Raw genomic sequence first — 24415 nt, 5'->3', positions numbered from 1 at the left:
CTCGTTCCGCTCCAGCGGTTTTGTTACCGGGTAGTAGACGAGAGTGTGTACATCGATTGGGCGGCGACTGCCGCTGAGGTTGTCTGTCCGCGAGGAGAGAAGTCGTTGTTCAGTCGTGTAGCGATCGTCAACCGCGGGGAAGCCGCAATGCGGCTGATCCACGCCGTCCGTGAACTCGCCGCCGAGTCAGGGGAACGGATCGAGACCGTCGCCCTGTACACCGATGTCGACAAGTCCGCGCCCTTCGTCCGGGAAGCCGACCTCGCCTACAACCTCGGTCTGGCGGCGGACCGTCCGTACCTGAACCTGCAGGTGCTGGAGAAGGCGCTCGTCGAGACGAAGGCCGACGCCGCGTGGGTCGGCTGGGGCTTCGTCGCCGAGATCCCGGAGTTCGCCGAACTGTGCGAGAAGGTCGGCGTCACGTTCGTCGGCCCGTCCGCCGAGGCCATGCGCAAGCTCGGCGACAAGATCGGCTCGAAGCTGATCGCCGAGGAGGTCGGGGTCCCGGTCGCGCCGTGGTCGCGCGGTGCCGTCGAGAACCTCGAGCACGCCCTGAAGGTGGCCGACGAGGTCACCTACCCGCTGATGCTCAAGGCGACCGCCGGTGGTGGTGGCCGCGGCATCCGCAAGATCACCTCTCCTGCCGAGATGGAAGAGAACTTCGACCGCACCAGCATGGAGGCCGAGCGCGCGTTCGGCTCCGGCGTGATGTTCCTGGAGCGCCTGGTCACCGGCGCCCGGCACGTCGAGGTGCAGGTCATCTCCGACGGCCAGGGCACGGCGTGGGCGCTCGGCGTCCGCGACTGCTCGGTGCAGCGGCGCAACCAGAAGATCATCGAGGAGTCGGCCTCCTGCGTGCTGGAGCCGCACCAGGTCGACGAGCTGAAGACCTCCGCCGAACGGCTCGCGAACGCGGTGGGCTACCGCGGCGCGTGCACCGTCGAGTTCCTCTACCACCCCGGCGAGAAGCTCTTCGCGTTCCTCGAGGTCAACACCCGCCTGCAGGTCGAGCACCCGATCACCGAGATCACCACCAGCTTCGACCTGGTCAAGGCTCAGCTGCACGTCGCGGGCGGCGGCAGGCTCGAAGGCGAGAAGCCGGTCGAGCTCGGCCACGCCGTCGAGGCCCGCCTCAACGCCGAGGACCCGGACCGCGACTTCGCGCCGTGCCCCGGCAGGATCGTCCGGCTGGAGCTGCCCGCCGGCCCCGGCATCCGCGTCGACACGGGCGTGGCCGAGGGCTCGCAGATCCCCGCCGACTTCGACTCGATGATCGCGAAGATCATCGCGTACGGCCGCAACCGCGACGAGGCGCTGGGCAAGCTGCGCCGCGCCATGGCCGAGACGACCGTCATCATCGAGGGCGGCACCACCAACAAGAGCTTCGTGCTCGACCTGCTCGACGAGCCCGCCGTGATCGACGGCTCCGCCGACACCTCGTGGATCGACCGCGTCCGCGCCGAGGGCGGCCTGATCTCGCACCGCCACTCCGCGATCGCCCTGGCGGCCGCCGGTATCGAGGTGTACGAGGACGAGGAGCAGATCAACCGCACCGCACTGCTCGCGTCCGCCCGTGGCGGCCAGCCGCGCACGAACCACGAGGGCGCGGTCAAGCTGGAGTTCGTGCTGCGCGGCCAGCCGTACATCGTGACCGTCGCCCGCGTCGGCGCCACGAGCTACCGCGTCGGTGTGGCCGCCGCCGACTCCGAGACCGTGCTGACCGGTGACGTCGACGTCGAGCGGTTCGACCACCACGTCGGCCAGATCACCGTCAACGGCGCGCGGTTCCGCGTCGTCACCGGCACGCACGGCCCGGTCCACCAGGTGGAGGTCGACGGGGTCACCCACCGCGTCACCCGTGACGAGGGCGGTGTCCTGCGCTCGCCGATGCCCGCGCTCGTCGTCGCCACGCCGCTCGCGGTCGGTGCCGAGGTCGAGGCCGGTGCCCCGGTCCTGGTGCTCGAAGCGATGAAGATGGAGACGGTGCTGCGCGCGCCGTTCCGCGCCCGCCTCAGGGAACTGAACGTCGTCGTCGGCACCCAGGTGCCCGCCGGTGGCGCGTTGCTCAAGCTCGAGGAGATCGAGGACGAGGCCGGCGCCGTCGAGGAGCAGAGGTCCGAGTCGGCGGTCGAGCTGGAACTGCCCGCGCCGCGCACGGACGTCCGGCCGGAGGAGCTCGTCGCGAGCGGCATCGACGACCTGCGCAACCTGTTGCTGGGCTTCGACACCACCGCCGCCGACACCGAGCGGGTGCTGAAGAACTACATGGACGCGCGGCACGACCTGCCGGAGCGGCCGCTGGTCCTGGAGGCCGAGCTGCTCGGCATCTTCGCCGACCTGTGCGACCTCTCGCGTAACCGCCCCGCCGGTGAGGAGTCCAAGCCGGAGAACCACATCCACTCTCCGCGCGAGCACTTCCACACCTACCTGAAGACGCTCGACGCCGACCGCGCGGCACTGCCGGAGGGCTTCCGCGCCCGCCTGCAGAACGTGATCGGCCACTACGGCATCACCGAGCTCGACCGCACGCCGGAGCTGGAGCAGGCCGTCTTCCGGATCTTCGTGGCGCTGCGCCGCGGCGTGTTCGACGCGGCCGTCGCGACGACCCTGCTGCGCCAGTGGGTGCAGGAGGCGCCGCCGGTCGAGTCGGAGCAGGTCCGGATCGGCCTGGTGCTGGAGCACATCGTCGCCGCGACGCAGGTCCGCTACCCGGCGGTGGCCGACCTCGCCCGCAGCGTCGTGTTCACCTGGTTCGCCCAGCCGCTGGTGCGCCGCAACCGCGCCCGCGTGCACAGCGAGGTCCGCAAGCACCTGATCCACCTCGACGCGCAGCCGCAGGCGGCGGACCGCGAGGAGCGGATCGTCGCGATGGTGGCGTCGGCCGAACCGCTGGTGCGCCTGCTCGGCCAGCGCATCGGCAAGCCCGGCGCGGACAACACCCCGCTGCTGGAGGTGCTGGCCCGCCGCTACTACACCAAGAAGGCACTGGAGAACCCGCGCGTGCACGGCGCGTTCTTCATCGCGGAGAACGAGCCGGAGCAGACCCGTCTCGTCTCGACCGCGGTGGAGTTCCCGTCGCTGACCGACGCCATCGGTGACGTCGTCAAGCACGGCACCGGAAGCGCGGTCGTCGCGGACCTCTACGTCAACTGGCCTGGCGGACCGTCCGACCAGGACGAGATGGCCGCCGGCCTGGGTGCCGCCCTGGCCGCGCACCAGCTGCCGCCGACGATCACGCGCATCACCACCACGGTGGCGGGCCGCCGCGGCGAGTCGATGCACCACCACTTCACGTTCCGCCCGTCGTCCCACGGGTTCGCGGAGGAGAGGCTGGTGCGCGGGCTGCACCCGCGCATCGCCGAACGCATGCAGCTGGAGCGGCTGCGGGAGTTCGACCTCACCCGGCTGTCCTCTGTGGACGAGGACGTCTACCTGTTCCGCGCGGTCGCCAAGGCGAACAAGTCCGACGAGCGCCTCGTCGCGCTCGGCCAGGTCCGCGACCTGACGCCGTTGCGCGACGACGAGGGCCGGATCGTGGCCCTGCCCGCCGCCGAGGACGTCCTGGCGACCTGCCTGGACGGCATCCGCAGGGCTCGCGCGCAGGCCGGCGGCCGCACGCGCCTGGCCACGAACCGCGTGGTGCTCTACGCGTGGCCGCCCACCGAGCTCGGCTCGAAGGACCTGGACGCGGTCGGTCAGCGCGTCCTGCCGACGACCGCCGGCCTGGACCTCGAGGAGGTCCTGTTCCTGGCGCGCCGCAGGGACCCCGTCTCCGGTGACGTCTCCGACATCGGCGTGCGGATCGCGAACGACGCCGGTTCCGGTGTGCGGTTCTCGTTCGTGCAGCCGCCGACGGACCCGATCCAGCCGTTGGACGACTACCGCCAGAACGTCCTGCGCGCTCAGTCGCGCGGCACGATCTACCCGTACGAGCTGGTCGAGATGCTCGTCGGCGACGGCGGGTCCTTTGTGGAGCACGACCTGGTCGACGGTGCGCTGGTGCCGGTCGACCGCCCGCGCGGTGGCAACAAGGCCGGCATCGTCGTCGGTGTCGTGACCACGCCGACGCCCGCGTACCCCGAGGGCATGAAGCGCGTGGTGCTGCTCGGCGACCCGACGAAGTCCCTGGGCGCACTGGCCGAGCCCGAGTGCTCGCGGGTGATCCACGCCCTCGACCTCGCCGAGGAGCTCTCCGTTCCGCTGGAGTGGTTCTCGCTGTCGTCCGGCGCGAAGATCTCGATGAGCTCCGGTGTCGAGAACATGGACTGGGTGGCCGCGGCGCTGAAGCGGATCGTGGAGTTCACGCAGGACGGCGGCGAGATCAACGTTGTCGTCAACGGCATCAACGTCGGCGCCCAGCCGTACTGGAACGCCGAGGCCACGATGCTCATGCACACCAAGGGCATCCTGGTCATGACCCCGGACTCGGCGATGGTGCTGACCGGCAAGCAGGCGCTCGACTTCTCCGGTGGCGTCTCGGCCGAGGACAACTACGGCATCGGCGGCTACGACCGCGTCATGGGCCCGAACGGCCAGGCGCAGTACTGGGCCCCGAACCTGCGGTCGGCGTTCGACGTGCTGCTCGGGCACTACGAGCACAGCTACATCGCGCCGGGCGAGACCGGTCCGCGCCGGGTGTCCACTTCGGATCCGGTCGGGCGCGACGTCTCGTCCTACCCGCACGTCGTCGGCGACAGCCCGTTCGCCACGGTCGGCGAGATCTTCTCGGTCGAGTCGAACCCGGACCGCAAGAAGCCGTTCGACATCCGCACGGTCATGCGCGCCCTGTCCGACCAGGACCACGAGGTGCTGGAGCGCTGGGCCGGCATGGCCGACGCCGACACCGCCGTCGTCCAGGACGTGCACCTCGGCGGCATCCCGGTGACGTTGCTCGGTGTCGAGTCGCGCGGTGTCGCCCGCACCGGCTTCCCGCCCACCGACGGCCCGGACACCTACACCGCCGGCACGCTGTTCCCGAAGTCGTCGAAGAAGGCGGCCCGCGCGATCAACGCGGCCTCCGGCAACCGGCCGCTCGTCGTGCTGGCGAACCTGTCCGGCTTCGACGGTTCACCGGAGTCGATGCGGGAACTGCAGCTGGAGTACGGCGCCGAGATCGGCCGCGCGATCGTCAACTTCCGCGGCCCGATCGTGTTCACCGTGATCTCGCGGTACCACGGCGGCGCGTTCGTGGTCTTCTCCAAGGCCCTGAACCCGTCGATGACGGTGCTCGCGGTCGAGGGTTCGTTCGCCTCGGTCATCGGTGGCGCGCCCGCCGCGGCCGTGGTGTTCGCCCGTGAGGTCGACGGCCGCACGGCCAACGACCCGCGCGTGAAGAAGCTGGAGTCCGCGGTGGCCGAGGCCTCCGGTGCCGAGCGGTCGGCCCTGACCGCCGAGCTGACGTCCACGCGGCAGTCGGTGCGGACCGAGAAGCTGAACGAGATGGCCGCCGAGTTCGACCGGGTGCACAGCGTGCAGCGCGCGGTCGAGGTCGGGGCGGTCGACGCGATCATCTCGGCCGCCCAGTTGCGGCCGGCGATCATCAAGGCGATCGAGGACGGTCTCGCGGGCTAGCGCTTAGGATCAGGCCCGGTCATCCCGTTGGGGTGGCCGGGCCTTTCCTTGGGGGGAACTGTGCGCGACATCGCCGAACTGACCGAAGTGGACGAGCCGGGGTGGCCGTTCGTCGTGGAGGCAGTCGCCGCCGGGCCGACTGAATGCGTGGTGTTGCCAGGGGATCCGGGCGCGTGCCGGACGACGTTGCTGCAGCTGCAGGTGACCGCGCGGTCGTTGCTGGGCGCTGTCGTGCTGAACAGCGGTGGGCTGGTGCTGCATCACGGCTGGCTGCGCGTATACGGCGGGTCGGGCGGCGAGCTGGCGGGCCTCGCCGAGGTGAACGGGTTCCCGGCGGAGGTGGACCCCGCGTGGGCGCCGCCGGCGGGGCTGGTCGTCGGGCACGACGTGCTGGGTGGTGAGTTCGCGTTGAACGGCATGGATCCCGCACGTTCCGGCAGGCCGGGTGAGCCGGGGCAGATCGTCTACTTCGCGCCGGACACGCTGGAGTGGGAGACCTTCGATGGCGGCTACAGCCACTGGTTGATGTGGATGCTCGCCGGCGGGCTGGCGGAGTACTACTCGACGGTGTTCTGGCCGTCCTGGCGGGAGGAGGCGGCGGCTCTCGGCCTGGGGGAGGGGATCGCGATGTACCCGCCGCTGTGGTCTGCCGAGGGCTCCGCGGACATCGCGGGCACCAGCCGCAAGCCCGTGCCGATGCCCGAGCTCGTCGCGTTCCACGCGGACACGGCCAGGCAACTCGGCTGATCACTCGTTGACCACCCCGAACGGCACGTGCACGCACGGCACGCTCTCGATCAGGTGCCCGCGCTGGTCGTCGAAGAAGATGTGCGGCCGGAGCACGTCCAGGATCGGCGCCTTCTTCAACCCTCCCAAGAAGAACGCGTCGTTCACCGTCAGGCCCCAGGCCTTGAGGCTGTTGATCGCGCGCTCGTGCGCCGGGGCGGACCGGGCGGTCACCACCGAGACCCGGATGCGGTCCTCGGCCTGCCGCTGGATCCGGTTCACGCCCGCGAGGAAGTTCCGCAACGGCCCCGGATCCAGTGGTGTGACGACGTTCGTGGCCTCGTGCTGCTGGAATCGGTCGAGGCCGCCGCTCTGGTAGATCCGCTCGGACGCGTCGTCGGCGAGCACGCCGTCGAAGTCGAACGCGATCCGCAGCGCCGGATCGTCGTCGTCCCGGAACGACGACTTGAGCACCTGACCCGCGGGGAGTCCGGCCGCCGTCGCCCTGCGGACGTCCTTCTCGTTGGCGGACAAGAAGAGTGACATGTTCAGGGCCGGCATGAACTCGTGCGCCGCGCGGCCCTCGGTGAAGATCGCGCGGGTGATCCCGAGGCCGTGGTGCGCTGCCGACCTCATGATGCGCAGGCCCGTGTCGGGGGAGTTGCGCGACAGCACGACCACCTCGACCAGCGGGCCCAGCGAGTTGAGCCGCAGCAGCCGGTGGAGGAACGGGAACGCGACTCCCGGTGCGAACGGTTCGTCGAGGTGCGCTTCCTGGTAGGCGCGGTAGGCGTGCTCACCCTCGGCTTGGAAGACGGCGTCGGACTCCGTCAGGTCGAACAGGGCGCTTGACGCGACGCCTATGACCAGCAGGTTTTCCAGGCTGGGAGCCACATCACGTGATCGTAGCCGCCCGGTCGACGCTTTTCTGGTACGGTCGTACCAATGTACTGGGTTGTGCTGGTGGTCTCCGGGGTGCTGGAGGCCGTGTGGGCCACGGCGCTCGCGGCGTCGAAGGGTTTCCGCCGGCCGCGGCCGGTGGTGGTGTTCGCCGTGTCGATGACGCTGAGCGTCGTCGGGCTCGCGTGGGCGATGCGGGGAATTCCGGTCGGCACGGCGTACGCGGTGTGGGTCGGCGTGGGGGCCGTGCTCACGGTGCTCGTCGCGGTGCTGCGCGGCGAGGAGAAGCTCGGGGTGGCCAGGGCGTTGCTGCTCGTCGCGTTGATCGGCTGCGTCGCGGGCCTGAAGGTGGTGAGCTGATGTACTGGGCCGTGTTGCTGGTCAGCGCCGTGCTCGAAGCGGTGTGGGCGACGGCGTTGTCCCAAGGGGCCTACGTGCTCTTCGTGATCGCCGCGACGTTGAGCATGGTCGGGCTTTCCGTTGGCATGAAACGAATTCCGGTCGGGACCGCGTACGCCGTGTGGGTCGGCATCGGCGCTGCCCTGACGGTGGCGTGGGCGATGATCACCGGCGAGGAGACGGTCTCCGCGTGGAAGATCGTGTTCCTCACCGGGATCATCGCCTGCGTCATCGGCCTGAAGTTCCTGAAGTCCGGAGGATCAGGCGTTGATGGTCCACCGCTGGTTGGCGGTGCCGGCGCAGTCCCAGAGCTGAAGCCTGGTGCCGTCGGCGGAGCTGTTGCCGGTGGCGTCGAGACACCTTCCTGACGCCGTGTTGCGCAGCTGGCCGTTGGCCTCGGCCGTCCACTGCTGGTTGCCGCCGCCCGTGCAGTCCCACAACCTGGTCACCGCACCGTTGGCGGTGCCGGACGCGTCGAGGCACTTGCCCAAGGCGCGCAACGTGGAGCCGTTGCGAGTCCACTGCTGGGCGTTGGTGCCGTTGCAGGTGTAGAGCTGCACCGCCGTGCCGTTGGTGGCGTTCGCGCCGGCCACGTCGACGCACTTGCCGCCGAAACCGGTGATGGTGCCGCCGGTGGGCGGCTGGGGGTTGCCGCCGCCGGCGGTCTCCCAGATCGCGTTGAGCAGGCTGGTGCTGCCGGTCGTGTCCTGGGAGAGCTCCCAGTTCATGATGCCGCCCGCGTTGGCCATCGCCCACTGGGTCTTGCGACGGATCGTCGGAAGACCGTTGTAGGAGTTGCCGTTGTAGCTGTCGCGGTTGGCGTTGGCCGGGTCCTGCGCGACGAGGTCGCGGTAGGAGATGTAGGTCGGCCGGCTGTAGAACGGCACGCCGAGAACCGCCTTGGCGGCCGGGAGGCCGCGGTTCTTCCAGAAGTTGACCGACGCGATCGACCAGTCGTAGTTCGCGTGCGGGCTGCCGCCGTCGTAGGCCATGATGTTCAGCCAGTCGACGATGCCGAACACCGCGGGCTGCACGCCGTTCGCCGTGCCGCCCTCACTCACGACCGCGGCCGTGAGCAGCTTGCCGCGGCTGTGCAACTGGTCGCCCAGCTGGCGCATCAGCAGCGTGTAGTTGTCGCCCTCGACGCCTGGATCCGGGTACTCCCAGTCCATGTCGACGCCGTCGAGGTTGTACTGGCTGACCAGGTTGATCAGCGCGTTGACGAACGTCGTGCGGCCGTTGGCGCTGGCCGCGAGGATCTCGAAGTTGTCGTCGTTGCCGTTGTTCCAGCCGCCGACCGCGATCGAGACCTTGACGCCGTTCTGGTGGCTGAGGCTCACCAGCTGCTGCAGCTTGCCTGGGTCCGGCACGCCCTGGAGCGTGCCGTTGGAGTTCGGCAGCACGAACGAGTAGTTGATGTGCGTCAGCTTGTTGTAGGGAAGCGTGCTGACGTTGCCGGACCACGACGGCATGTAGCCGACGCTCTTGAACCCGGCGGGGTAGGCGGCCTGCGCGGCAGGCGCCATGACTGACAACGTCGCCGCGGCGGCGGCCAGCGCTAGGCCGGCGGCACCGAGGCGTGAGCGGAATGAACGCATTGCAGGGAGAGGCCTTCCACTTCGTCGAGCGCCCACCGCGACGTTAGTGGTCTAGACCGGTTGCGGGAAGATCAACTGGGTACCGGAACTGGTTCCGGTCTGCTGTCGGCGAATCACCGCAGGTGGGAAGCGCCGTTCACGTCGATGATCGTGCCGCTGGCCCACAACGCGTTCTCCGTGGTCAGCCATGCGACGGCCGCGGCGACCTCCTCGGGCTCAGCGACGCGGCCGAACGGGCTCTGCGCCCGGATCCGCTCACCCTCGGGACTCGCGAGGAGGTCGGTGACCATGCCGGTCCTGACGAAACCCGGTGCGACGCCCGCGACCGCGATGCCCTGCGGGGCCAGCGACTGGGCGAGCGACTGCGTCATCGCGTGCAGGCCCGCCTTCGCCGCGCCGTACGCGGGGGCATCGGGCTCACCCCGGTAGGCACCCCGCGAACCGACGTTGACGATGCGACCGCCGCGGGGCATGTGCCGGACCGCGTGCCAGGCGAGGTCGGCCGGCCCGTACAGGTTGAGCTCGATCGTGCGGCGCCAGGCCTGCTGCCACTCCTCGAAGCTCGTCGTGGCGATGGGGTGGTGGAAGTAGGTCCCCGCGTTGTTCACCAGGACGTCGAGACCGGCGAGCTTCTCGGCGGTCTCCTGGACTACCTGCTCGGCCTGGTCCGCGCCGAGGTCGCCCTGGACGGTGACGTGTCCCTCGCCGGGGAGGTTCTCGGCCACGGTGCGCGCCTCGTCCGCGCCGGAGCGGTAGTGGACGGCGACCTGGTGGCCTTGCTGGGCCAGCGCGTGGGCAACGGCGGCACCGATGCCGCGCGATGCCCCGGTGACGAGAGCGCGTCGAGTCATACGACGATCATGCCTGATTGTCGATCAGCCACTTGCCGTTCTGCTGCACGAACGTATACGTGTGCGTCTCGGTCGTGGAGACGCTCGAACCCTGCATGTACTGCAGTGTCACGGTCACGATGTTGTCGCCCTGTGGCACGAAGTTCGACAACTGCACCGAGGTGTACCTGCCCCAGAACTGCTGGTAGTTCGCGAAACTCGGCGTCCGTACCGCCTTGAACCGGTCCGTGAGCGACGCGTAGCCGGCCTGCAGGTCGCCTGGGATCAGCGCGTAGTAGGCGGTGATCGCCTCCTGGGCGTTCTTCGGTCCGGCGGGCGGCGGGGCCTGGCTCGGAGTGCCGGCCGGCGGGTTCGTCCCGGTGCTGGGCGGGGGCTGCGTCTGGCTGTCCGCGGGCTGCTGCGACTGGCTCGGGCCCGTCGACGGCTGGTTCGTCGGCTGGCCGGTCGGGGTGCCCGTGGCGGACCGGCTGTCGGTCGGCGACAGGGCGTTGTTCTGGTTGCCCTTGGGCCACAACAGGAACGAGCCAATGCCGACGGCCAGCACGAGGAGAACGATCGCGATGGGGACGAGAGGGAACTTGCGGCGGTTCTCGTCGGGTTCCGCCGGGGGTGCGGGCGGGGGCACAACGGCCGGGAGAACGGGAGTGACAGCGGTCTCGCGGGCCGGGGCTGCTTCCGATGCCTTCTGCTCCGGGAGCACGGGAGCCGCTGCTTCCGGTGCCTTCTGCTCCGTCACGGGCGCCGGTTCCGGTGTGGCTTCCGGCTCTGCCTCGGGTTCCGCCTCGGGCTTCGCGTCCGGCTCGGCCTTGGGTTCCGCGGGCCGCGCGGTCAGACCCGCTGCCTCCACGGCCGCGGCACCCGCGATCAGTCCCGCCGCGGCGGCCGCGGCCTCCTGCTTCGCCTTCTCCTCCGGCTGGGCCTCCACCGGGAGCTTGACTGTCGCCGGGATGACGGCGGTCGCCTCGGAGACGTGCGGCGTCTCGTTCACGACCGCGGCCAGCAGGTGGACGGCCTCCTGCATGGTCGGGCGGCGCGCGGGGTCGGTCGCGAGGAGCCGGAACAGCACGGGGGAGAGCAGGGGGCCCGCGTTGGCCGGCGGCATGATCGAGCCGGCGGCGACGCGGTGCAGCATCACGAGGTTGTTGTCCGCGGTGCCGAACGGCGGGCCGCCCTCGACGGCGTTGTAGAGCGTGGCGCCCAGCGAGAAGACGTCGGAGGGGAGGCCTGCGTCCTCGCCGCGGGCCACCTCGGGGGAGAAGAAGGCCGGGGTGCCGACGGTGCCCGTCGCGGTGGCGGTGCCGTCGTCGCCGGTGGCACGGGAGATGCCGAAGTCCGTGATCTTGACTTCCTGGTCGCCGATCAGCACGTTGCCGGGCTTCACGTCGCGGTGCTGGATGCCGTGGCGGTGCGCGGCGGCCAGGGCGGCGGCGGTGTAGCACCCGATGCGGGCAACCTCGCGGGCGGGCAGCGTGCCCTGCTCGGCGATCACGGCGGCCAGGCTGCGGGAGGGGAGGTACTCCATGATCAGCCAGGGGCGGCCGTCCTCCTCCACGACGTCGTAGACGCGGATGGCGTTCGGGTGCTCCAGCCGTGCGGCGAGGCGGGCCTCGCGCATGGCCCTGGCTTTCGCGCGGTCCACTCGGGCGTCGTCGAGGCCGTCCAGCGCGAGCAGTTCCTTGGCCGCGACCACGCGGTGTAGTTGCTCGTCATAGGCCTGCCAGACGACTCCCATCGCCCCTTGGCCGACCTTCTGCTTCAACTGGTAGCGGCTTCCGATCAGCCTGCTGCTCTCCTCCACGCGGGTGCTCCCGTCCCCTCTCGTCACTCACAAGTGTGACGGTTGCCGCGTGAGCCGTTGACCATAACCCTACTTGGGGGTACATATGGGGTTATGCCGAAAATCAACGTGTACCTCCCCGATGAGCTCGCCGAATCCGTGAAGGACATGAACATTCCCGTCTCGGCGATCTGTCAGAGAGCCCTCGAGGGCTCGGTCAAGCGGATCACGGCGATCCGGGCGCTCACCGTCGAAGACCTCAAGCGCGACAACTTCCCGCACTTCACCGACCGCGCGTGGAAGGCGCTCCAGATCGCCGCGGAGTGCTCCCAGGGCACCAAGATCGGCACGTCCCACCTCCTGCGCGGCATCGTCAGCGAAGGCGGGAACCTCGCTCTGGACGTGCTCCGCGCGATCGACATCACGCCGGACGGGCTTCCCTCCTTCATTCCCGCGGACATCGGCAGGAAACCCGGTTTCGCCGCCGACGGCGCCGCCGCGCTGGAACTCGCCGTCACCGAGTCCATCGCGCTCGGGCACAACTACGTGGGCTGCGAACACCTGCTGCTCGGCATCGTGGCCGAACCGGACGGCGCGGGCGGCGAGGAGCTGCGCGAGCTGGGCGCGGAGATCAAGGGCACGCGCCGCGCCGTTCAGACCGCGCTCGCGGGCATCGTCCATCTGAAGAAGCAGCAGAAGGCGGCCCCGGACGCGGCGAAGGTCCTGGAGATGATCATGGCCCGGCTGGCGCGGCTGGAGCAGCACGCGGGTATCGGCTGACGAGCTCGGCGCCGATGCGCGCCAGGTGTTCCTCCACCTCGGGCGACTCGACGGTGATCAGGCCGCCCCACCCGGCGACGTTGCGGGCGATGTCGAGCGGTCGCGGCGCCGTCAATTCCACCTTCGTGTGTTCGCCCTGCTCCTCGACGACCGTGCAGTGGCGTCCGTGCTGGTGCTGGAAGACCTTCAGGAACCTGGTGGGCACGAGCACGGTCGCCGACGTCTCCGACCGTCTCGCCTCCATCCTCGTGACCACCTCGTCCCAGGCGCCGGTGAGCTCGAAGTCGGCGGGGCGGGAGGACGGGGTGCCGGTCAGGGAGACACCCGTGACGCGATCGAGCCGGAATGTGCGCCGCCCGTCGCCGGTACCGGCGATGAAGTACCAGATGCCGTCCTTGTCGACGAGTCCCCACGGGTCGACCTCGCGCACCGTCGGTGCCTCGCCCCGCTTCTGGTAAGTCAGCCGCACCCGGACCTGTTTGACGACGGCCTGCTGCAGCGCGGTGGCCAGCGCCGGCCTGTTCTTGGTGTCCTCGCCCCACGCCGCCGTGTCGACGATCGTCGCGTCCGCGGCGGCCTCGGCCTCGGCACGGAACGTCTGCGGCAGCGCGCGGACCAGCTTCCGCAGAGCCGACTTGATCTCCGGGGCGACGGACGCGGCCGGTCCGGCGACCAGGAACAACGCCTGGGCCTCCGCCGAGGTCAGGCCGCTCAGGTCGGTGCGGGCGCCGCCGACGAGCGACCAGCCCCCGCCTCTCCCCGGTTGGGGGTACACGGGTACCCCCGCCGCGGACAGCGCTTCGAGGTCGCGCCTGGCGGTGGCGTTGGAGACTTCGAGCTCTTGGGCCAGCTCGGCGGCGGTCACCCGGCCGCGGGCCTGCATCAGCAGCAACGTGGCGACTAGACGGTCTGCGCGCATGTCTCCAGATTTCCGCTAAAAGTGCTCATTGGATGAGCACTTTACGGCGGAAGCTGAGAACACAACCGAACGAGACCTTCTGGAGGCAGTTGTGTTGCGAGGCATGTCGACCGTGTCCTACTTCGCCGACGACCTGACCGAGGCCCGCGACTGGTACGCGTCGTTCCTCGGCGTCGACGCGTACTTCGAGCGGAGCACCCCGGACGGCGTGCTCGCCTACGTCGAGTTCCGCATCGGCGACTACCAGGCCGAACTCGGCCTGGTGAACCGCCGCTTCGAGGTCACGCCGTCCGACGGACCGGCGGGCCAGATCCTCTACTGGGCGGTCGACGACCTCGACGGGACGCTGGCGAGGTTGCTGGAGCTGGGCGCCAAGCTCCACGACGAACCTCGGGTGCGCGGCGAGGGGTTCGTGACGGCGTCGGTGACCGACCCGTTCGGCAACATCCTCGGGGTCATGACCAACACCCACTACCTGGCCATCGCCGAGCGGAACCAGGCCGGCCGCCGCGACGGATGACACAGGTCCGCATGGTCCGCATATCCTCCGGTGATGACGACGCGGCTCGCCATCACCGGACATCGTGGACTCACCGCGGCACTGGAGGCCGAGATCGACCGGATGATCCGCGCCGCCGTGGCGGAGAACGGTTCCGTGGTGGGTGTGTCGTGCCTCGCGGACGGTGCGGACGCGGTGTTCGCGCAGGCCGTGCTGGACGCGGGCGGGGCACTGGTCGCGGTGCTGCCGGCATCGCGGTACCGCGACACGTTGCCCGAGGCCTACCGGCCCGTCTACGACGGACTGCTCGCGCGGGCGGGCAAGGTCGTGCGGCTGGAGTACGTCACGCCGGACCCGCACGCCTACATGGAGGCGGGCGAGCGGATGGTCGACGAGTCCGATGCGTTGCTCGCAGTGTGGGACGGGCTGCCGGGACGTGGCCCTGGTGGGACGGCCGATGTAGTGGCGTACGCGCGATCGAAGGGCGTGCCGGTCACGGTGCTGTGGCCTGAGGGCGCCGTCCGCTGAGCGTCTTTCCCGCCAGCACGCGGAACAGCACCGCCGGGCGGAGCAGAGTCACCGGGTGGTCGGCCAGCTGCGAGACGCGGACGTACGCGCGGTAGACCTGCCGGTTGCCGGGTATCGCCGCGATCACGCGGCTGGAGTACCACCGCAGCAGGCGCGCCGACAGCGGGAGTTTCCTGGTGCTCCAGCCGAGATCGGCGGTCGCCGCGAACGTCCACGGGAACCTTGCGGCCCTGGCGACCGCGCGCTGGAACACCAGCGGCTCGCCGGCCAGGTCGTGGTCCCGCAGCAGCGTGCGCAGGTCCGCGCAGTTCAGGGCGGTGACCGTCAGGCCGTGTCCGTGCACGGGATCGAGCGAGACCACGGAGTCGCCGAGCGCGAGCAGGCCACGCGGCCAGTCCGGGACCTGGTGGAAGCGGTTCCAGCGGTTGCGCAGGTGGCCGGCGCGGTGGATCGCCGACGCCGGGGTGGCCGTCTTGACGATCTCCGCGACGTCCTGGCACCGCAGGCTCGTGGCGTGGTCGAGGAAACCGTCGTCGTCGGCCGGCGCGGTGTCGCCGTCCGCGCCGAACAGCGTCACGAGCCAGCGTGATCCGTCCACAGAGGACACTGCACCGCCGCGTCTCGTGCCGGGCGCGTGGGTGATCTCGCAGGCGTTCTTCCAGCCGAGATCCAGGTCGCGGTTCACCTCGTAGAGACGCGAGGCGCAGGTGAGGTGACCGTTGACGATCCTCGGCGCGGGGCAGTGCACGCCGAGTTCCGCGAGCCACGACACCAGCTTGCTGTCACGGCCCGACGTGTCCACCACGAGGTCCGCGTAGTCGGTGAACGGACGGTCGCCGCGCCTGCCGTGCACTCCGGTGACCGTGCCCCGGTCGTGCAGCAGGCCCTCGATCGTCACACCGTCCACAAGGGACACGTTGGCGAGGCGCAGCACCCGGCGCCGGATGATCCGGTCGAGCGTCACGCGCGTCACCGAGAGCACGCTCAGACCCAGGGGATCGCGCGGTGCCGGGCCGGCCGGGAAGTGGTTCAGGAAGTCGCTGCCCAGGTCGGCGCGGACGGCTCCCGCGTTCTCCAGCTCCCTGCCGATCCGCGGGAAGAGCGCTTCCAGCGCCTGCGCTCCGCGCGCCGGCAGCGGGTGCGGGTGGTGGGCCTGGGGAATGCCCGCGCGGTGGCCGGCGTCGGCGGTGATCGTGTCCCGTTCGACCAGCACGACGTCGCCGTACGACTCGGACAACACCCTCGCCGCCAGCAGTCCCGCGAAGCCGGCGCCGATGACGAGGGCGCGGTCGGAGTACATGGCGGCCATGCTGACAGAGCGTTCCTCCCGGGGAACCCGCCAAGAGTCCTGTGTTTCGCCTCCGGTCAGGACAGCTTCGCGGCCAGTTCCGCCCGGCTGCGCACCCCGAACTTGGCGAAGAGCGACTTGAGGTGGTCCTGCACGGTGTAGGGCGAGATGGCCAGCCGTGCCGCGATCTCCGAGGTCGGTTGCCCGGCCAGCACCTCGTGGCAGACGTCCTCCTCGCGGCTGGTCACGCCGTGCGCCTTGAGCCGCAACCCCAGCAGGTCCGCGGCCGACGCCCGGCTGATCGTCACGGCCGCCTCGCTGTCGCCGGCCTCGTCGCTCACGAGTTCGCTCGCTTCGAGCAGGATCCAGCCGCCGTGTGCGTCGCGGAGCCTCGCCCTGAACGTGCCCGAACGCGCTCCGGCCGCCGCGGCCCGCAGCATCACCGCGAACCGGCCGGGCGCGATGTCCTCCAGTTCGTCGCGCCACTGTGCGGCGGACGCGGTCGAGGACCGGACCGTGCCGTCACCGCTGACCACGACGATGGCCGGAGCGCCGGTCCGGCGGGCCGAGGTGCGAGCCGCGACCTGGGTGGCGGCCCCCAACGCGGGTGCCACCCACGTCATGAACTCCAGTTCGCGCTCGCTGAAGTCGTTGGTGCGCACCATTCCCGCCCCGCCCCAGCAGATGTCGCCGGCGCGGAACAACGACCGCAGTTCGTGGCTGAGACCGAGCGGCCGCCAGACCTCGTTCAGCCGCGCCGACCGTTTGTCCTCGAGCCTCGCCACCGTGTCGCCGCGCTGCGCCAGCGACGCGAAGGTGTGCGGTTCGCCGGGCGTGTACTCGCAGGCCGCGAGCACCGGTTCGTACTGCCGCGGGATGCGGTTGACGCCGCTGGTCATGGTGCTGAACACACCCGAGTCCGGGTCCATCGACGCCCAGCAGGTGAGGTCGCACGGGACCACCCGGTCGACCAGGGCGATGGCGGCCTCGTGCAGTCGCGCGACGTCGAGCCCCGCGCTCGCCAGTGCCGTGACGTCGCGTCGCACGCCGAGCGCCCGACCCTCCCACATGGTTGGCAGTATGCGCCCGCTCCCGGCGGTCCGGGATCCCAGTTTTCCGGGATGTCCCGGCCTGTCCGGCGCGCGGAGGCTTCAGCGCATGCTGACCACCACAGGCGAGGGCGACGTGCTCACCGTGCCCGACGCGACGATCACCGTCCGGATCCAGGGGAAGTCCACGGGCGGTGCCTATGAGTTGTTCGAGGTGGACGCGCCACGGGGAGAGGCCGCGCCGCCGCACCGCACGCCGTGGCCGAAGGCCTACTACGTCCTGCACGGACGCATGGCGGTGTTCCTCGACGGCGAGCTGTTCGACCTGTCGCCGGGTGATGCCATCACGATCCCGCCCAACGCGTCCCACACGTTCACCGTGCACACGCCGTCCGTGCAGTTCCTGGCGTTCGCCGTGGGGGAGGTCATGGGTGCGTTCTTCCGTGACCTGTCCGAGAACGGCATGGAGGCGCTGGGTCGCTACGGGGTGACGCGATGAGCGTCGTCGCGCAGATCGCCGCCGTGGTCGCGGCCCTGGTGCACCTCGTGGTGTGGGTGTGCGAGGCGTTCCTGATCGGGCGCGTCCACCAGTCGATGTTCGGGCAGCCCGCGCGGGACGTGCCGGCGATCCGGCTGTGGGCGTTCGGGGTGGGGTTCTACAACCTGTTCCTGGCGTGCGGCCTGGTCGCCGGGCTGATCGCGGTGCACGGCGGGCACGAGTTGGTGGGGCGCACGCTGGTCTTCTACGTGTCGTGGTTCATGCTGGCGGGCAGCGTCGTGCTGGCCGTGGCCGACCAGCTGGCGCTGAGCCGCCCACGCAACCAGGCGTGGGGAGGCGTTGCGGCGGAAGGGATTCCGCCGCTGGTAGTGTTGCTGTTCGCTTAGGAGCCTGGGGGCGCATTCCTTGAAGACGATCGAACTACCTGACGGCGCGGTGATCACCGGGCGGGGCCTGCGTGACGGGAAGATCGTGGAGCCACACCCCCAGTACGGGGTGTACCTGCAGCCGAAGCCGGTCGACGTGCCGTGGTCGCACGACTGGATCGACTGGCCGGACTTCCGCCTCCCGCGTGACCACGACGCCGCGATCAGACTGATCCGCTCCCTGCACGCCAGGGCGCTCTCCGGCGAGCAGGTCGAGGTGGCCTGCAGCGGTGGCATCGGCAGGACCGGCACGGTGATCTCATGCCTGGCCGTGCTCGCCGGTGTCCCGGCGGCCGAGGCCGTGGCGTGGACGCGCGCGAACTACCACCCGCGAGCCGTCGAGACGCCGTGGCAGAAGCGCTGGGTCAGGAACTTCCCGCCCGCTTAGGAGTCGAGTTCGACCACGGAGCGCTTGTGCACCAGGTCGACGACCTCCGGCGGCACCGAGTCGCCGGCCGCGAGCAGCCGGGGCAGCAACGCGGCCTCCGTGGTCACGGCGCGGAAGAACAGCTCGACCGTGACGTCGTGGCCGGGCCGGTGCACGACGCTGATCTCGTCGCCCGGCCCGATCAGGCCCTCCTCGAGCACGCGGAAGTAGGCGCCGGGCCGGGCCTGCTGCGTGAACCGCTTCACCCAGCCGCGTTGCCCGAGGAACTCGGCGAACGTGCGGCACGGGATGCGCGGCCCGGTGACCTCCAGCAGCGCCGAACCGATCTGCCACTGCTCGCCGACCAGCGCGGTCGTGTGGTCGATGCCCTGCGTGGTCAGGTTCTCGCCGAACTGGCCGTTGTGCAGCGGGACGTCCAGCTCGGACTGCCACCAGTCGAGGTCCTCGCGCGCGTAGCCGTAGACGGCCTGGTACTCGCCGCCGTGCACGGTCCAGTCGGCGATCGAGTCACCGGCGACGCCGCTGCCCGCCGATCCCTTGGCGCCGGTCGGGCTGACCCGCAGCGGCCCGCCGACCGGGCGTTTGCCGATGCCGGTGGCGCCCACGCGGGCGTAGTCGACCGGGACCGTCTTCTGGGCGACGTTCAGCGAGAGCACGACAGGCATGGGTCCGAGACTATTGGCCGACCGCCCTGGCGGCGATCGAATTGACGTAATCCTGGTAGATGCCCACCTTGTAAGTGATCAGGTCCATGCACTCCTGCAGTTGCACCATCTGCTGCTGGACGCGTTCCTGGTGTTCCTTCAGGATGTCCAGGCGCTGCGACTCGTTGCCGTCGCCTTGACGGACCAGGTCGGTGTAGCGGCGGATCTCCGGCACCGGCATCCCGGACATACGCAGCATGATGCACATCCGCAGCCAGTCGACGTCCCGCTGCGTGTACACCCGGCGGCCTCCCGGTCCTCTGTGGACCTGGTGCGCGAGGATGCCCTCCTTCTCGTAGAACCGCAGCGCGTGCACGCTCAGTCCGGTGCGTTCGGCCACCTGCCCGATGCTCAGCCCCATGTCACCGAGCATAGGCTTGACCTAGAGTCGGCTCTACTTCGTAGGTTCTCGCCATGAACATGCGCTATCGCGTTCTCGGGGGAACCGGCATCGAGGTCAGTCACCACTGCCTCGGTGCCATGATGTTCGGCTCCGTTGCCAACAACGACCACGAAGAGGGCGTGCGGATCATCCACCGCGCCCTCGACGCGGGCATCAACTTCGTCGACACCGCCGACATGTACTCGGCCGGGGAGTCCGAGGAGATCGTCGGGAAGGCACTGAAGGACCGCCGCGACGACGTCGTGCTGGCCACGAAGGTGCACTTCCCGCTGGGGGAGGGGCGCAACCGCAGCGGCAACTCGCGGCGCCACGTCGTGCGCGCCGTCGAGGACAGCCTGCGGCGGCTGGACACCGACTGGATCGACGTCTACCAGGTGCACCGGCCGGACTACCGGACCGACGTCGAGGAGACGCTGTCCGTGCTGACGGACCTGGTGCGGGAGGGCAAGATCCGGGCGTTCGGGTGCTCGACGTTCCCGGCCGAGGAGATCGTCGAGGCGCACCACGTGGCGCTGAACCGGGGCCTGATGCGGTTCCGGACCGAGCAGCCGCCGTACTCGATGCTCGCGCGCGGGATCGAACGGTCGGTGCTGCCGACCGCCCAGCGCCTCGGGATGGGCGTGCTGGTGTGGAGCCCGCTCGCCAGCGGGTTCCTGTCCGGCAGGCACCGGCGGGGCGCGTCGGCCGAGGCGTTCCGGGCGACGCTCACCCCGGAGCGGTTCGACGAGTCGCTGCCGGGCAACGCGGCGAAGTTCGAGGCCGTCGAGCAGTTCGCGAAGCTCGCCGACGAGATGGGGGTGTCGTTGCCCGCGCTGGCCATCGCGTTCACGACGACGCATCCGGCGGTGACCTCGGCGATCATCGGGCCGCGCACGATGGAGCAGCTGGAGTCGTTGCTCGAGGGCGCCTCGCTGGTGCTCTCCGACGACGTGCTGGACCGGATCGACGAGATCGTGCCGCCCGGTGCGGACACCTACGACGTGCACGGGTTCTGGAAGCCGGCGTCGCTGCTGGAGGTCCACCAGCGACGCCGGCCACTCGATCAGCGGTAGCTCACCACTGCTGGGTGCTCAGCCCGGTGCCCCGGTAGACCTGGTCGTACCCGTTGCCGTCGTTGTCGTCGGTGTAGACGACGGTGACGCGGCCCCACGGGTCGACGCCCACGGCGGGTTCGTCCTGCCTGCCGGTGGCGTTCGAGACCGTGAGCTGCCGCGCGGGACGGCCCGTGGTGGTCCCGTCGGGGTTGTAGACGCTGGTGTGGACGTCCTGCGCCTCCGCCGTGGTCACCGCGACGCCGAGCTGGTCGTCGATGCCGATCTGCGGGTCGGCGCCGGTGGTCTGCGCTGTTCCGGCTCGTGCCGCCCCAGCCGCCGTGAAGGACTGGACGCGGACGCCCGACTGCTCCCAGGCGACGGCGAAGTCACCGTTGAAGTTCGCCGCCACGGCGGGGCGTTTTCCCTGCCCCGTCGTGGTCTGCGCCTGCTTCACGCCACCGGCCGGGGTGACGATCTTGCGGGCGACGTTCGCGTCCGCCTCCCACACCACGACCGCGTTGCCCGCGGCGCCCATCGCCACCTGCGGTTTGGCGTGGGTGCCGCCGGCGTTGCTGACCTGCGCCTCGTAGGACTTGGAGCTGATCGACGCGAACATGCTCACCCGCACGGTGGGCGCGGCGGTGCCCTGCTTGTCCTCCCACGTGACCGCGAAGCCGCCGCTGTCGGGATCCGCCGCGACGCTGGGGAAGTACTGCTGGCCGTCCGCGTTCGCGTTGGCCCTGCCGGAACCCGACACGGTTCCGGTCGCGCTGACGGAGCGCACGGCGATGTTGTAGTAACCGTTGCCGTCCGGGTCCTCCGACCAGACGACGACGGCGCTGCCGTCCTCGCGCACCGAGACGTCGGGCTGCCAGTGGCGCCACGTGCCGGTGCCGCCGGTGGAGAGCTTCTTCTCGTAGACCGATGTGCCCTCTTTGTAGAGACGGATCCAGACGTCGGAGTGGATCGGGTCCTCGGGGGCGGTGGTGTCGCGGTCGTCCTCCCAGACGACGGCGGTGTAGCCGTTGCGGGAGGCCGAGACGGACGCGTTGTCCTGGTCGCCGGTCGAGGCGCTGTTGACCGTGGACCACGTCATCGGGGCGGGTGCCAGCAGGAGGCTCGCGATCAGCAATGTCTTCACCACGACCTCCGTGCGGTGCGTCGATGTTCGGTTCGGCAGTCCGGCGTCACAGTCCTGGTGCCTTCCCAAGTAGAATGAGTGTCGTGCGTGTGGCGTACAGGTGCCGGGCCTACCCGACGCTGGACCAGACTGCGGTGCTGGCCCGCACCTTCGGATGTGTCCGTCTGGTGTGGAACAAGGCGTTGAGCGACTGCCGTGATCGCTACCGCGCCGATGGGGTGCACACGTCGTACCGGGAAGCCGATGCAGCACTGACCGCGTGGAAGCGCACCGAGCAATTCGCGTTCTTGTCTGAGGTGTCCTCGGTGCCGTTGCAGCAGACACTGCGACACCAACACACCGCCTTTCGGAACTTCTTCGCTGGACGCTCTCGCTACCCCAGGTTCAAGTCCCGCACGGGTCGTCAAAGCGCGCACTACACGCGATCGGCGTTCAGGCTGCGTGACGGGTCGCTGGTACTGGCCAAGACCAGGACGCCGCTGCGGTTCGTGTGGTCGTTCGATGACAGGGATCTCGAGAGGCTGGATCCGACAACCGTTGTGGTCTCTCGTGAGGCGGACGGTCGCTGGTACGTGACGTTTGCTGTCGACACCGATGCTCCCACTCCGGCTGAGCCCACGAGCCAGGACATCGCCGTCGACCTCGGTTTGGCGGATTTCGCGGTGACCAGTCAAGGGGAGCGGATCGCGAATCCGCGGCACCTGGTCCGCAAGGCGCAGAATCTGGCTCGCTATCAGCGGAGGTTGGCACGTTGCCTGCGCGGCAGCAGTAATCGCCGCAAGGCGAAAACCAAGGTCGCTCGTGCTCATCGCAAGGTGCGCAACGCTCGGCAGGACTTCTTGCACCGGACCAGCACCAGGTTTGTGCGGTCGGCTGACCTGATCGTGATCGAGGACCTCAACGTCGCGGGCATGGTTCGCAACCGTCGCCTCTCTCGGGCCATCTCCGATGCCGGCTGGGGTGAGTTCCGGCGCCAGCTTGAGTACAAGTGTGAACGAGCGGGCCGCACGCTGGTCGTGATCGACCGTTGGTACCCGTCCAGCAAGACCTGTTCTGTGTGCGGGTATCTGCTCGCTGAACTGGCGCTCTCTGCCCGGCACTGGACGTGTCCGGGTTGCCGCACCCGGCACGACCGGGATCTCAATGCGGCCAAGAACATCCTTGCGGCTGGTCGAGTCGCAGCCCGAGGCAACTCGGGCGATGCCTGTGGAGCTGATGTCAGACGGCAAGGGTTCTCCCTTCCGCGGTCGGCGATGAAACAGGAAAACCGCGCCGTGAGGCGTAGCGCTTAGCGCTGAACGCCACACGGCGTGAGGGCTCCTGCGTTGAACAACGCGGAGAGAAGTCAAGGCGCCTGCAATCCTGGGTTGGTGGACTCGACGACGTAGCTGCCGACCGTCTTCACCGGGTAGTCGCGGACGGTGACCTTGTCGACGGCGCGGAAGTCGACGCGCATCTCGGCTGACGTGGTGCGGGTCTTCACGTAGCCGCGCAGGTTCTTGAAGTACTTCACGTGCGGGTTCAGCGTCGGGTTGAGGCTGTTGTCGGCCGCGTTGCCGTCACCACCGGACGTGACGGAGGTGGTGACCAGCTCGGTGCCGATGATCCGGTTCTGGGTTCCGTAGTTCTGCATGAGGTTCGCGCCCCAGCTGCGGTGCACGTCGCCGGTGAGCACGACCGTGCCCTTGTTGCCGTTGGCGTCCCAGGCGTTCTGGATCCGCGTGCGGTTGGCGGTGTAGCCGTCCCACGCGTCCATGCTCTTGGACCCGTCCGCGGCGGCGAGCCGTTGCGCGAAGAACACCTGCTGGCCCAGGAAGTCCCAGGTGCCGAGCTTCTGGCGCAGGCCGTCGATCAGCCACGTCTCCTGCGAGGTGCCGGTGAGCGTGCGTGCCGGGTCGTCCGCGGCCGGGCAGACCTTCGTGCCGTCGCCGCACGCCTGGTCGTTGCGGTACTGGCGGGTGTCGAGCATGTGGAACGTGGCGAGGCTGCCCCAGCGGACCCTGCGGTGCAGCAACATGTTCTCCGCCGTCGGCGCCTGGGCGGATCGCAGCGGCATGTGCTCGTAGTAGGCCTTGTACGCGGCTGCGCGGCGGGCCTTGAAGTCACCGGCCGGGTTCGTGTCGTTGCGGATCAGGCTGGCGTAATTATTCTCGACCTCATGATCGTCCCAGACGACGAGCCAGGGCGCCATGGCGTGCGCGGCCTGCAGGTCCGGGTCGGTCTTGTACTGGGCGTGGCGGACGCGGTAGTTCGCGAGAGTGCTGATCTCGGTGGCGGGCGCGAACTTGCGGACCTTCGTCGTGGTGGCGGCGCCTTCGTAGATGTAGTCGCCGAGGTGCAGGATCAGGTCGGGGTGTTCCTCGGCCATCCGGCGGTAGGCCGTGAAGTAGCCCTCCTCGTAGTGCGAGCACGAGGCGAAGAGCATGGTCAGTTCGGGTTGCGTGCCGACCGCTGGTGCGGTGAGCGAGCGGCCGGCGGGGGAGATGTGGCCGCCGGTACGGAAGCGGTACCAGTACTCACGTCCCGGCTCCAGGCCGGTGAGGGTGACGTGCACGGAGTGAGCGCTCGCCTGGGTGGTGGTGACCGTGCCGGTGCGGGCGATGGCGGTGAAGCGCTCGTCGGTGGCGACCTGCCATTCGACGGCGGTGTTGGTGTTGGGCATCCCGCCGAGTCCGTCGGCGTTCAGGGGGTTCGGGGCGAGGCGGGTCCAGATCACGAACCCGTCGGCCGCCGGTTCGCCGGACGCGACTCCCAGGGTGAAGGGGTAGCCGATGGCGTTGGCCAGTGCGGGAAGCAGTACGCCGGCGCTCGCTCCCGCGAGGCCGCCCACGATGAAGGTGCGTCTCCGTAACGTGGTCATGACCCGCAGGCTTACCGAACGCGGGTAAAGGCCCGCCTAACGGTGTGCGGCTTCGGAATGGTTTCCCACCGACCAA

Annotated in this window: 23 protein-coding genes; 12 read left to right on the top strand and 11 right to left on the bottom strand. The window is 69.7% G+C overall.

Annotated elements, in window-relative coordinates; all coding sequences use genetic code 11:
* The first annotated feature begins 105 nt into the window (after window positions 1-105).
* Both IG04_RS0108980 and IG04_RS0108975 read left to right on the top strand, forming a co-directional pair.
* Entirely contained in the window at window positions 106-5571 is a 5466-nt protein-coding gene (locus IG04_RS0108980; RefSeq protein WP_030476098.1) for an ATP-binding protein, read from the top strand.
* Window positions 5572-5631: 60 nt separating this feature from the next.
* Window positions 5632-6318 carry a DUF2625 family protein gene (locus tag IG04_RS0108975; RefSeq protein ID WP_030476097.1) on the top strand — a complete coding sequence of 229 codons (687 nt, stop codon included), beginning with the start codon at window positions 5632-5634 and terminating at the stop codon, window positions 6316-6318.
* Here the strand turns inward: IG04_RS0108975 and IG04_RS0108970 are convergent, their stop codons facing one another.
* On the bottom strand, window positions 6319-7191 hold the full coding sequence (locus IG04_RS0108970) for a 5'-nucleotidase (RefSeq protein WP_030476096.1): 873 nt from the start codon (window positions 7189-7191) through the stop codon (window positions 6319-6321).
* 51 nt (window positions 7192-7242) lie between these two features.
* Here IG04_RS0108970 and IG04_RS0108965 point away from each other — a divergent pair, with 51 nt between their 5' ends.
* Together IG04_RS0108965 and IG04_RS45080 are read left to right on the top strand one after the other, a co-directional pair.
* Window positions 7243-7557: a DMT family transporter gene (locus tag IG04_RS0108965; protein WP_030476095.1), complete on the top strand. Its 315-nt coding sequence runs from the start codon at window positions 7243-7245 to the stop codon at window positions 7555-7557.
* Window positions 7557-7964, top strand: a complete 408-nt coding sequence (locus tag IG04_RS45080; protein ID WP_084400822.1) for a DMT family transporter — start codon at window positions 7557-7559, stop codon at window positions 7962-7964. The genes IG04_RS0108965 and IG04_RS45080 overlap by 1 nt, the downstream gene beginning before the upstream one ends.
* On the opposite strand, the gene IG04_RS48025 is transcribed toward IG04_RS45080, so the two are convergent.
* From IG04_RS48025 to IG04_RS47635, 3 genes are all read right to left on the bottom strand, one after another.
* Entirely contained in the window at window positions 7857-9194 is a 1338-nt protein-coding gene (locus IG04_RS48025; protein WP_030476093.1) for a glycosyl hydrolase family 18 protein, read from the bottom strand. The genes IG04_RS45080 and IG04_RS48025 overlap by 108 nt on opposite strands.
* Window positions 9195-9307: 113 nt before the next feature.
* Window positions 9308-10045, bottom strand: a complete 738-nt coding sequence (locus tag IG04_RS0108950) for an SDR family NAD(P)-dependent oxidoreductase (protein ID WP_030476092.1) — start codon at window positions 10043-10045, stop codon at window positions 9308-9310.
* Between the two features lie 7 nt (window positions 10046-10052).
* Entirely contained in the window at window positions 10053-11843 is a 1791-nt protein-coding gene (locus IG04_RS47635) for a serine/threonine protein kinase (protein WP_051769311.1), read from the bottom strand.
* A 93-nt stretch (window positions 11844-11936) separates the two neighbouring features.
* Here IG04_RS47635 and IG04_RS0108940 point away from each other — a divergent pair, with 93 nt between their 5' ends.
* Entirely contained in the window at window positions 11937-12602 is a 666-nt protein-coding gene (locus IG04_RS0108940) for a Clp protease N-terminal domain-containing protein (protein WP_030476090.1), read from the top strand.
* On the opposite strand, the gene IG04_RS0108935 is transcribed toward IG04_RS0108940, so the two are convergent.
* On the bottom strand, window positions 12556-13521 hold the full coding sequence (locus IG04_RS0108935; RefSeq protein WP_030476089.1) for a helix-turn-helix transcriptional regulator: 966 nt from the start codon (window positions 13519-13521) through the stop codon (window positions 12556-12558). The two genes, IG04_RS0108940 and IG04_RS0108935, sit on opposite strands and share 47 nt — an antisense overlap.
* 103 nt (window positions 13522-13624) lie before the next feature.
* Between IG04_RS0108935 and IG04_RS0108930 the strand changes: the two genes are divergently transcribed.
* Together IG04_RS0108930 and IG04_RS0108925 are read left to right on the top strand one after the other, a co-directional pair.
* Complete coding sequence (locus IG04_RS0108930) at window positions 13625-14041, top strand: VOC family protein (RefSeq protein WP_030476088.1); 417 nt, start codon at window positions 13625-13627, stop codon at window positions 14039-14041.
* 33 nt (window positions 14042-14074) lie between these two features.
* On the top strand, window positions 14075-14548 hold the full coding sequence (locus IG04_RS0108925) for a hypothetical protein (protein WP_030476087.1): 474 nt from the start codon (window positions 14075-14077) through the stop codon (window positions 14546-14548).
* On the opposite strand, the gene IG04_RS0108920 is transcribed toward IG04_RS0108925, so the two are convergent.
* Together IG04_RS0108920 and IG04_RS0108915 are read right to left on the bottom strand one after the other, a co-directional pair.
* The gene (locus IG04_RS0108920; protein ID WP_144065154.1) at window positions 14514-15848 is read right to left on the bottom strand and encodes an FAD-dependent oxidoreductase; all 1335 of its coding nucleotides are present in this window, start codon (window positions 15846-15848) and stop codon (window positions 14514-14516) included. The genes IG04_RS0108925 and IG04_RS0108920 overlap by 35 nt on opposite strands.
* 65 nt (window positions 15849-15913) lie before the next feature.
* Window positions 15914-16906, bottom strand: a complete 993-nt coding sequence (locus tag IG04_RS0108915) for a response regulator transcription factor (protein ID WP_030476085.1) — start codon at window positions 16904-16906, stop codon at window positions 15914-15916.
* Between the two features lie 88 nt (window positions 16907-16994).
* On the opposite strand from IG04_RS0108915, the gene IG04_RS0108910 reads away from it, so the two are divergent.
* From IG04_RS0108910 to IG04_RS0108900, 3 genes are read left to right on the top strand one after another with little or no spacing between them, the layout of a single operon-like run.
* Complete coding sequence (locus tag IG04_RS0108910) at window positions 16995-17384, top strand: cupin domain-containing protein (protein ID WP_030476084.1); 390 nt, start codon at window positions 16995-16997, stop codon at window positions 17382-17384.
* Window positions 17381-17770, top strand: a complete 390-nt coding sequence (locus tag IG04_RS0108905) for a DUF1304 family protein (protein WP_030476083.1) — start codon at window positions 17381-17383, stop codon at window positions 17768-17770. Before IG04_RS0108910 ends, IG04_RS0108905 begins: the two co-directional genes overlap by 4 nt.
* A 28-nt stretch (window positions 17771-17798) precedes the next feature.
* Window positions 17799-18197 (top strand): protein-tyrosine phosphatase family protein, encoded by a 399-nt coding sequence (locus IG04_RS0108900; RefSeq protein WP_476737555.1) that lies wholly within the window; start codon window positions 17799-17801, stop codon window positions 18195-18197.
* Here IG04_RS0108900 and IG04_RS0108895 read toward each other — a convergent pair.
* Together IG04_RS0108895 and IG04_RS0108890 are read right to left on the bottom strand one after the other, a co-directional pair.
* Complete coding sequence (locus tag IG04_RS0108895; protein WP_030476081.1) at window positions 18194-18862, bottom strand: MOSC domain-containing protein; 669 nt, start codon at window positions 18860-18862, stop codon at window positions 18194-18196. The genes IG04_RS0108900 and IG04_RS0108895 overlap by 4 nt on opposite strands.
* Window positions 18863-18872: 10 nt before the next feature.
* Window positions 18873-19262, bottom strand: coding sequence for a MerR family transcriptional regulator (locus IG04_RS0108890; protein ID WP_211257709.1), 390 nt, complete (start codon window positions 19260-19262; stop codon window positions 18873-18875).
* A gap of 59 nt (window positions 19263-19321) precedes the next feature.
* Here IG04_RS0108890 and IG04_RS0108885 point away from each other — a divergent pair, with 59 nt between their 5' ends.
* Window positions 19322-20356, top strand: coding sequence for an aldo/keto reductase (locus IG04_RS0108885; RefSeq protein ID WP_030476079.1), 1035 nt, complete (start codon window positions 19322-19324; stop codon window positions 20354-20356).
* A 1-nt stretch (window position 20357) separates the two neighbouring features.
* On the opposite strand, the gene IG04_RS0108880 is transcribed toward IG04_RS0108885, so the two are convergent.
* A complete protein-coding gene (locus IG04_RS0108880) occupies window positions 20358-21479 on the bottom strand; it encodes a hypothetical protein (RefSeq protein WP_084400873.1) in 1122 nt (373 codons plus the stop codon).
* Between the two features lie 74 nt (window positions 21480-21553).
* Here IG04_RS0108880 and IG04_RS0108875 point away from each other — a divergent pair, with 74 nt between their 5' ends.
* Entirely contained in the window at window positions 21554-22771 is a 1218-nt protein-coding gene (locus IG04_RS0108875) for an RNA-guided endonuclease InsQ/TnpB family protein (protein WP_211257708.1), read from the top strand.
* Window positions 22772-22824: 53 nt separating this feature from the next.
* Here IG04_RS0108875 and IG04_RS0108870 read toward each other — a convergent pair whose 3' ends face one another.
* On the bottom strand, window positions 22825-24339 hold the full coding sequence (locus IG04_RS0108870) for an alkaline phosphatase D family protein (protein WP_030476076.1): 1515 nt from the start codon (window positions 24337-24339) through the stop codon (window positions 22825-22827).
* Window positions 24340-24415: the final 76 nt, after the last annotated feature.

This window comes from Lentzea albidocapillata, assembly GCF_000719115.1.
Taxonomy (GTDB): Bacteria; Actinomycetota; Actinomycetes; order Mycobacteriales; family Pseudonocardiaceae; genus Lentzea; species Lentzea albidocapillata.
The sequence above is the reverse complement of the archived record's forward strand: the minus strand, read 5'-3'. Positions and strand labels throughout refer to the sequence as shown.